Origin of the sequence: Bacteroides sp. (assembly GCF_052357945.1) — a bacterium.
In the GTDB taxonomy this organism is placed as follows: Bacteria; Bacteroidota; Bacteroidia; order Bacteroidales; family Bacteroidaceae; genus Bacteroides.
Genome location: NZ_DAWCXD010000183.1, coordinates 1 through 8237, shown reverse-complemented (window position 1 = coordinate 8237; position 8237 = coordinate 1). Strand labels below are relative to the sequence as shown.

Here is an 8237-nt window from a genome sequence, read left to right as displayed (position 1 = left end):
GCAGGAGCCCGCATGAAAAAGTATGAAGTCGACCCGACTGCCACAAAAGACGGTAAGTTGATGGAGAATGACATTGTATTGTTCCGCTATGCAGACGCTTTGTTGATGAAGAGTGAAGCGAAAGTCCGGAACGGAGCAAACGGAGATGAAGAACTCAATGAAGTTCGTAGCCGTGTCAACGCTTCTCCCCGCACTGCCACTTTAGAGAATATCCTTGCCGAACGTCAGCTGGAACTGGCTTGGGAAGGATGGAGACGTCAGGACCTAGTCCGCTTCGGGAAGTTTACAAGAGCTTACAGCAGCCGTCCGCAACTGCCGGATGAGGCAAGTGGATATACAACTGTATTCCCTATACCGGAGAAAATACGGGTGATGAATGAGAGGTTGAAACAGAATCCGGGGTATTAGGAAGAAATCATAGTGAAAATATGAATACTTCTTTTGGTAGTGTTCATATAATTACTATATTTGTGCAGTAATTAAGTCCAAAGCGTTATGAGTTACAAATCAGTTAAAGACGTTGTAACTATGTTGCTGGAAAACGGTTTTGTTCTAAAAGGTCAGAAAGGTAGCCACATGAAGTTTGAGAAGAACGGTAGGGTAGTTATTGTACCGAATCATAATAGCAAAGGCGTTGAGAAAGGCACTTATTACAGCATTTTGAAACAAGCGGGGCTAAAGTAGCCCCCTTGTTTTCTGTAATTTAATATAGGAGGAGATATGAAAACAGTAGAAGTAATTGTGGAACACGCAGGAAAGAACTTGAGTGCTTATATTGAAGATGCTCCGGTTATCACTGTTGGCAATGACATGAGAGAGATTGAGGACAACATGCGAGAGGCGATTGAATTGTATTTGGAAGATAATTCCAATCCTTGTGAAGTATTGTCCGGAGAGTTTGAATTAAAATTCAAGATTGATGCTGCTACATTTATAAACTATTATAGCAACATCTTCACTAAAGCTGCATTGAGTCGGATTACGGGTATTAATGAACGGCAATTATGGCATTATGCTGCCGGAGTGCATAAGCCTCGCAGGCAACAACTTGAAAAAATACAAAAAGGTATTCAGGCTTTATCAAAGGAATTATCGGCAATCAATTTATTGTAATATATAGAGTGCTATATATTCAACTTCCAGCTAGTGTGAGATAAAGACGAACCCAAATAAAAAATCCTCGATTTTCATCCGGAGAATCGAGGATTTATATTATTTGTTGCAGCAATCGAATTACTCAATCAAATCGAAATCATATTTTTCAAATTCACTCCCATTGATTATTATAGCAATTTGATGAAGCCCGAGATGGAATTTTCTCGTTGTAACCACACGGAAAGAGTGCTTTCGCGTTATTCGTGTGGTAGAATTCCCGGTATATTCTTTTTCGCTGATTTTATGAACTTTCTTCGTCAGCGTTCCATTTGCTTTTTGGTAATAGATACCATATTCAAGCCGTATTTTGATTGTCTTATTGCTATGATTCAACAAGTTAAAACCAAACTCCAACGAATCCCCGACTTTAACCTTAGGACTTGAAATCTGAAAATCTTCCACACTAATATTATTTCTGATAGAATTAAAGCCAAACAACTCCATCACCTCCGGAATCCCTTGCTTTAAGAGCGTCCGGCAACCGTGTTTAATAATCCAGTCTACCTCTTTCGATTCACCCTTCCATTTCTTTGCTAAATCAATGACAATTTCCGGATTATCTTTCGCAATATCATTCAAATTATTGGCAACGCTCAACCGTACAAATCTTGCCGGATCATTTTTAAGATTCTCCAAAATAGGAATAATAGGTGTCGGATCTTTCTTCAGATTCGGCAAAGCCATCGCCCAAGGCAAACGCGGACGGCAACCTTCTGACGCAAGCCGCCTTACTCCCCAATGCTCATGTTTCGACCAAACCAACATCTGCTTCATCATTTCATCCGTATATTTTATAATAAAAGGATGAGTCACAAACTCGCAACTTGTGAACTGCGTGATTTTCTCTATCGCCTTGACAGACGTTTCATAATCATCCAACCCATATTGCTCGACATAATTATCCAGAATCGCCCCATACTCCAGCATCAATCCAAACTTCGTATCATCTATCACCGAAAAATCAGGCCGCGTACTTTTTACATGATCCAACAACTCAAGAATCTTAGCGATTGCCTCTTTGTAATCTGCCGGCAAAAACTTTTTCAGAATGGTAGTGATATGTATGCAGCGCTGTTTAAGTTCCCTGCCTTCCCATTCATCATCCATAACTTGAGAAACAAACCCGTGAGCATCAAAATCATCGATAACAAGTTTCAAATCTTTCGTAAATAGATCGAAAAATTGCTCGTTGTACATATTCTTAAAAGGTTCTGCCATACTTGATTTATATATTTTAGTTAGAGCCCCGACTTATTGGATATATTGTTCAATAATACTATATCTTTCCTTTAAAGAATCAATATGCTTCACCTCCCCCTCGGTCATTCCTTTCATATTAACTCCACATTTCTCGCAAAAGGACGAATCAACAGGATTTTTATGTCCATTTTCGCATATATACTTCTCGCCATTATCTCTTGTAAACACACCGCCTTTTACAACTTCTATTTTTCCCGTATCCGGCAGGCTGTTTAAACACTCTAATATTGTTTTCATCCATTTTAAATCCTTGGCATCATAAGAATTCTTTGTTGCTGACAACAATCTCACCCCTTCGTGGATTTTTCCTTTCACTATTGTTTCATATATAGACTCACCATCAAAAAGACAGCACTCCTTTATTAGAATTCTTATCTTTTTGTGTTCAATATGCTGATAGATAACGGGAATGACGAAATCAGGAGGAGTGGCAGATAAAACCTGTTTGATGTTAGCCGCCTCTTCCGCATAATAATCGAGATCTATGGAGATATATCTTTTTATAAGACTTTCTATTATCTCTGTTTGCGGATATTTCAGTAAAAACTCTACCCATTCGGAAGTCAAAGGTACCGCATCTTTTATTTGCGAAATAATATACCGCCTGTCTATTTCCTTTTGCAAATCAGATTGACTGATGGATGTACGAATGATCTCCTCTTCAGATAATTCTTTATTATTAATTTCAATGATACAGGCCGTTCCGGAAACAGAAACCATAAACATTGATTTATCCTTACCGGAAATTTCATCAAAATCGACTCTGAAACCAACAATCGCATTTGCACCCAAGTTTAATGCTTTTTGTTTCAATGCCTTTGATGCTTCGCCGTATATAATTTCCAATTTTCTTCTATACGAGTCAGAACGTCCACCAAAAAAGTCAGTGAATGATGCAGCAAAATCGGAGAATATATTGGTACCTATCACGATATTGGAACAGATGGTATCTATATATTTTTTTATAGGACAACCCTCTATTGTGTTAGTCGTGGACATGATAAATTCGTTTCTCATAATATGAATTTTAAAGTGTTAGTATTTATTTTATGTCGCTTTACGTCCATTTGTTTGCTACACAAATATATGTCTTTTTTTTAAAAGGACAAGCCCTAAAAACAGAAGTGAGCCACAAAAAAGATTGCAGCTCACTTATACCTTATATATTATAGCAAAAAATTAATCGAAGAAACTCTTGAACTTCTTGAAAATCTTCTCCTTCACCGACGTGTTAGGTTTGAAGTTGTCCGAAGCCTCCATCTTTTCGAGCGTGCTCTTTTCCTCTTTATTGAGCGCTTCCGGCACATAGATACTGATGTTGACGAGTAAATCCCCTGTTCCGTACCCGTTCACATTCGGCAATCCCTTGCCGCGCAAACGGAGCACCTTACCCGGTTGAGTACCCGAATCAATCTTCACTTTCACTTTGCCGTCGATAGTCGGAATTTCTACGGCTCCGCCCAGAGCAGCAGTCGGGAAACTAAGCAACAGATTATAAATCAAATCATTCTCGTCGCGAATCAAGTCCTGATGCGGTTCTTCCTCTACGAGAATCAGCAAGTCGCCTGCCACACCGTTGTGTTTGCCGGCATTTCCTTTGCCACCCATAGAAAGCTGCATACCCTCTGCCACTCCGGCAGGGATTTTCACCGACACCACTTCTTCACCGTAAATGATTCCGTCGCCACCACACTTCTTACATTTGTTCTTGATAATCTTACCCTCACCGCCACAAGTAGAACAAGTGACGCGAGTCTGCATAGTGCCCAGAATAGTCTGCTGGTTACGGATCACGGAGCCGCTACCCTTACAAGTAGGACAAGTCTCCGAACCGCCCTCACCTTCGGCACCCGTGCCATGACACTGGTCACACGGCACATATTTTTTGAGTTTAAATTTCTTTTCTACTCCGGTAGAGATCTCCTTCAACGTCAGCTTCACTTTCACACGAAGGTCACTGCCGCGATACCGGCGTTGCTGTGAACCGCCACCGCCAAATCCGCTAAACCCTCCGAAGCCTCCCCCGAAACCGCCGCCGCGGCCACCGAAGATGTCGCCAAACATAGAGAAAATGTCATCCATCGACATCCCCTCGCTACCGAAACCACCGAACGGACCGCCATTGCCTGCCGCACCGCTCACTCCCGCATGACCGAACTGATCGTAACGCGAACGCTTTTCCGGGTTACTCAACACGTCATAAGCCTCGGCCGCCTCCTTAAATTTCTCTTCCGCCTCCTTATCCCCCGGATTCTTGTCAGGGTGATACTGGATTGCTTTCTTACGGTACGCTTTCTTAATCTCCTCTACTGTGGCTGTCTTCGTCACCTCCAATATTTCGTAATAGTCTCTTTTTTCTGCCATGCTTCTTTAAAAATTATGAGTTTTATGGGTTGCGAATCCTTATTCCCCTACTACCACTTTGGCGTGGCGCAACACTTTGTCGTTCAGTGTATACCCCGTCTGCACACAATCCAGAATCTTACCTTTCTGTGCTTCCGACGGTGCGGGGATTACCGCGATGGCTTCATGGAAATCAGTATCCAGCGGTTGGTCTTTCGTCTCGATGACTTTCACACCATTTTGAGCCAGAACAGCCATAAATTTATTGTAAATCAGTTCCACCCCTTCTTTTACGGCATTGACATCCGTTGCCGTTTCCATCGTCTTGATGGCACGTTCGAAGTCGTCCACTACCGGAAGAATACTGCCAAGACTCTTTTCGCCACCATTCAGGATCAGTTCGGCCTTCTCCTTTAAAGTGCGTTTACGATAATTGTCGAACTCGGCAGACAAGCGCAGATATTTATCCTTTTGCTCTTCAAGCGCTTCTTGAGCCTTTTCCAGTTCCTTTTCCAACTCCTCTTCATGAGTCAGCGGAGCGGTTCCCTCTGCTTGTTCGTTTTGCGGTTGGTCTTCCGCAGGATTGTGAGTTTCCTCCACATTCAGTTCCTCTTCCTTCACTTTTTTTTCTTTCGGATCCATCTTGGTATTTACTATTTTATTATTTACTATTTAGAAACACACGTTATCTATGCAAGATACCGCTTATAAACATACCGGACTGACCGGATGTCACAGATTTCGTCTGCAAAAACTTTGCCAAGTTGGCCGTTTTGCCAAAAAACGCAGCAAAGGTAACACTTTTATGTCAGATTGGCACATATCAGATAGCTCATAATTCATTTTAAATGTCTACCTTTGCACGCTCAAATAGTAAATAGTAACTAGTAAAATAGTAAATAATAAGATGATTACAGTTTCGAACGTATCGGTTCAGTTTGGTAAAAGAGTGTTATTTAATGACGTAAACCTGAAGTTTACGAGTGGTAATTGTTATGGTATTATCGGTGCGAACGGTGCGGGAAAATCTACGTTTCTTCGTACGATTTACGGAGATCTGGACCCGACAACAGGTACGATTGCGCTCGGACCGGGCGAACGTCTCTCGGTGTTGAGTCAGGACCACTTCAAGTGGGACTCATATACCGTCATGGATACCGTCATGATGGGACATACCGTGTTGTGGGACATCATGAAGCAACGCGAAGAATTGTATGCAAAAGAAGATTTCACAGACGAAGACGGACTGAAAGTATCCGAATTGGAAGAAAAATTTGCCGAGTTGGACGGATGGAATGCGGAAAGCGACGCAGCGATGCTGTTGAGCGGACTGGGCGTGAAAGAAGATAAGCATTACGTATTGATGGGTGAATTGAGTGGTAAGGAAAAAGTACGTGTCATGCTGGCGCAGGCATTGTACGGAAATCCGGACAACCTCTTGCTCGATGAGCCTACCAATGACTTGGATATGGAAACAGTGACCTGGTTGGAAGAATATCTTGCCAACTTCGAGCATACCGTATTGGTGGTAAGCCACGACCGTCACTTCCTCGACTCTGTATGTACACACACCGTAGACATCGACTACGGAAAAATTAATATGTTTGCCGGTAACTATAGTTTCTGGTATGAATCCAGCCAATTGGCTCTCCGTCAGCAACAGAACCAGAAGGCGAAGGCTGAAGAGAAGAAGAAAGAACTCGAAGAGTTTATCCGCCGTTTCAGCGCGAACGTAGCGAAGAGCAAGCAGACAACGAGCCGTAAGAAGATGTTGGAGAAACTGAACGTAGAAGAAATCAAACCTTCTTCACGTAAGTATCCGGGCATCATCTTCACTCCCGAACGCGAGCCGGGCAACCAGATTCTGGAAGTTTCCGGATTGAGCAAGAAGACGGAAGAAGGCGTAGTGCTCTTCAACGACGTGAACTTCAACGTAGAGAAAGGTGACAAGGTGGTATTCCTGTCACGCAATCCGCGCGCGATGACTGCTTTCTTCGAAATTATCAACGGAAACATGAAACCGGATGCAGGTACCTTCAGCTGGGGGGTAACCATCACCACTGCTTACCTGCCGGTGGATAATACCGACTTCTTTAATTCCGACCTGAACCTGGTAGACTGGTTGAGCCAGTTTGGAGAAGGCAACGAGGTATATATGAAAGGCTTCCTCGGCCGTATGCTTTTCTCCGGCGAAGAGGTGCTGAAGAAAGTAAGCGTACTCTCCGGAGGTGAGAAGATGCGTTGTATGATTGCCCGTATGCAGCTGCGCAATGCCAACTGCCTCATTCTGGACACTCCGACCAACCATCTGGACTTGGAATCTATCCAGGCGTTCAACAACAACCTGAAGACGTACAAAGGAAATATCCTCTTCTCTTCTCATGACCACGAATTTATCCAGACCGTTGCCAACCGCATCATCGAACTGACACCGAACGGTATCATCGACAAGATGATGGAATATGACGAATATATCACTTCCGACCATATTAAGGAATTGCGGGCGAAGATGTACGGAGACAAATAAGTGACCGGACAAAAGCTCCTGACTCCCATACATGAAGTCTGATGAATAACCAATTTAACAGCAACCTATTCTCAACAATGGGTTGCTGTTCTTTTTAGCACTATGGAAATAAAATATTTTGAAAACAGAGAGGATTGGCGAAAATGGCTGGCAGACAACTTTGAAAACGCCAGTGACGTTTGGTTTGTATTCCCCTCCAAATCTTCGGGCGAAAAAAGTGTTACATACAACGACGCTGTCGAAGCAGCCCTTTGCTTCGGATGGATCGACAGCACCATAAAGGCGCTCGACAAAGAACATAAAATCCAGCATTTCACACCCAGAAACCCTAAAAGTTCCTACTCGCAAGCCAACAAAGAGAGACTGAAATGGTTGCTGGAACATAATATGATTCATCCTGATTGGGAAGATAATATACGAAAAGTATTGTCAGCCCCTTTTGTCTTCCCGAATGATATCATCGGAAAACTGAAAGAGGATAAAACTGTATGGGAGAATTACCAACAATTTTCCGATGCGTATAGACGTATCCGAATTGCATACATTGAAGCTGCCAGAAAACGGCCCGAAGAATTTGAAAAGAGATTGAACAACTTCATCAATAAAACGAAGGAAAATAAAATGATAAAAGGATTTGGGGGAATTGAAAAATACTACTAATCCCTATGTCTGTAATTGTAACTTTGATTGTAATAACAGGACAGAAGCATTATGCGCATAATTGATATTCAATTCTCTTTCTCGAACGTAGTTGTTTTTCTGCCCTTCACCTTTCTTCCAGATTCCTGATAAATAGTGTGTTTACGGGTGAAGGGGCGCTCTTACACTGTCTTTTTCACCGGTAAGCGTCTCCGCGATTCTATCTTGTCGTCCTTTTTTCATTCTTATATTTTTGCTATGTATAAAAATGAAGCATTATGGATTTAGCAGAAAATCGATTTGGAAAAACTTG

9 protein-coding genes are annotated in these 8237 nt (G+C 42.3%); 5 read left to right on the top strand and 4 right to left on the bottom strand.

Going from position 1 to position 8237, the window contains the following annotated elements; translation table 11 throughout:
- The 3 genes from ACT8YW_RS20620 to ACT8YW_RS20610 form a co-directional block, all read left to right on the top strand.
- Positions 1-408: RagB/SusD family nutrient uptake outer membrane protein (locus tag ACT8YW_RS20620; RefSeq protein ID WP_444106987.1), on the top strand; the 408-nt coding region annotated here is incomplete at its 5' end.
- An 87-nt stretch (positions 409-495) separates the two neighbouring features.
- On the top strand, positions 496-684 hold the full coding sequence (locus ACT8YW_RS20615; RefSeq protein ID WP_007753884.1) for a type II toxin-antitoxin system HicA family toxin: 189 nt from the start codon (positions 496-498) through the stop codon (positions 682-684).
- A 36-nt stretch (positions 685-720) separates the two neighbouring features.
- Complete coding sequence (locus tag ACT8YW_RS20610) at positions 721-1113, top strand: type II toxin-antitoxin system HicB family antitoxin (protein WP_004297896.1); 393 nt, start codon at positions 721-723, stop codon at positions 1111-1113.
- 120 nt (positions 1114-1233) lie between these two features.
- Here ACT8YW_RS20610 and ACT8YW_RS20605 read toward each other — a convergent pair whose 3' ends face one another.
- From ACT8YW_RS20605 to ACT8YW_RS20590, 4 genes are all read right to left on the bottom strand, one after another.
- Complete coding sequence (locus tag ACT8YW_RS20605) at positions 1234-2373, bottom strand: DNA alkylation repair protein (RefSeq protein WP_444106986.1); 1140 nt, start codon at positions 2371-2373, stop codon at positions 1234-1236.
- Between the two features lie 33 nt (positions 2374-2406).
- Positions 2407-3432 (bottom strand): YbjQ family protein, encoded by a 1026-nt coding sequence (locus ACT8YW_RS20600; protein ID WP_444106985.1) that lies wholly within the window; start codon positions 3430-3432, stop codon positions 2407-2409.
- Between the two features lie 162 nt (positions 3433-3594).
- Positions 3595-4779, bottom strand: a complete 1185-nt coding sequence (gene dnaJ, locus ACT8YW_RS20595; RefSeq protein ID WP_444106984.1) for a molecular chaperone DnaJ — start codon at positions 4777-4779, stop codon at positions 3595-3597.
- 39 nt (positions 4780-4818) lie between these two features.
- Positions 4819-5400: a nucleotide exchange factor GrpE gene (locus ACT8YW_RS20590; RefSeq protein WP_004297892.1), complete on the bottom strand. Its 582-nt coding sequence runs from the start codon at positions 5398-5400 to the stop codon at positions 4819-4821.
- A gap of 265 nt (positions 5401-5665) precedes the next feature.
- Between ACT8YW_RS20590 and ACT8YW_RS20585 the strand changes: the two genes are divergently transcribed.
- Together ACT8YW_RS20585 and ACT8YW_RS20580 are read left to right on the top strand one after the other, a co-directional pair.
- Positions 5666-7285, top strand: coding sequence for an ABC-F family ATP-binding cassette domain-containing protein (locus ACT8YW_RS20585; protein WP_117932965.1), 1620 nt, complete (start codon positions 5666-5668; stop codon positions 7283-7285).
- 102 nt (positions 7286-7387) lie between these two features.
- Positions 7388-7945, top strand: a complete 558-nt coding sequence (locus tag ACT8YW_RS20580) for a YdeI/OmpD-associated family protein (protein ID WP_444106983.1) — start codon at positions 7388-7390, stop codon at positions 7943-7945.
- Positions 7946-8237: the final 292 nt, after the last annotated feature.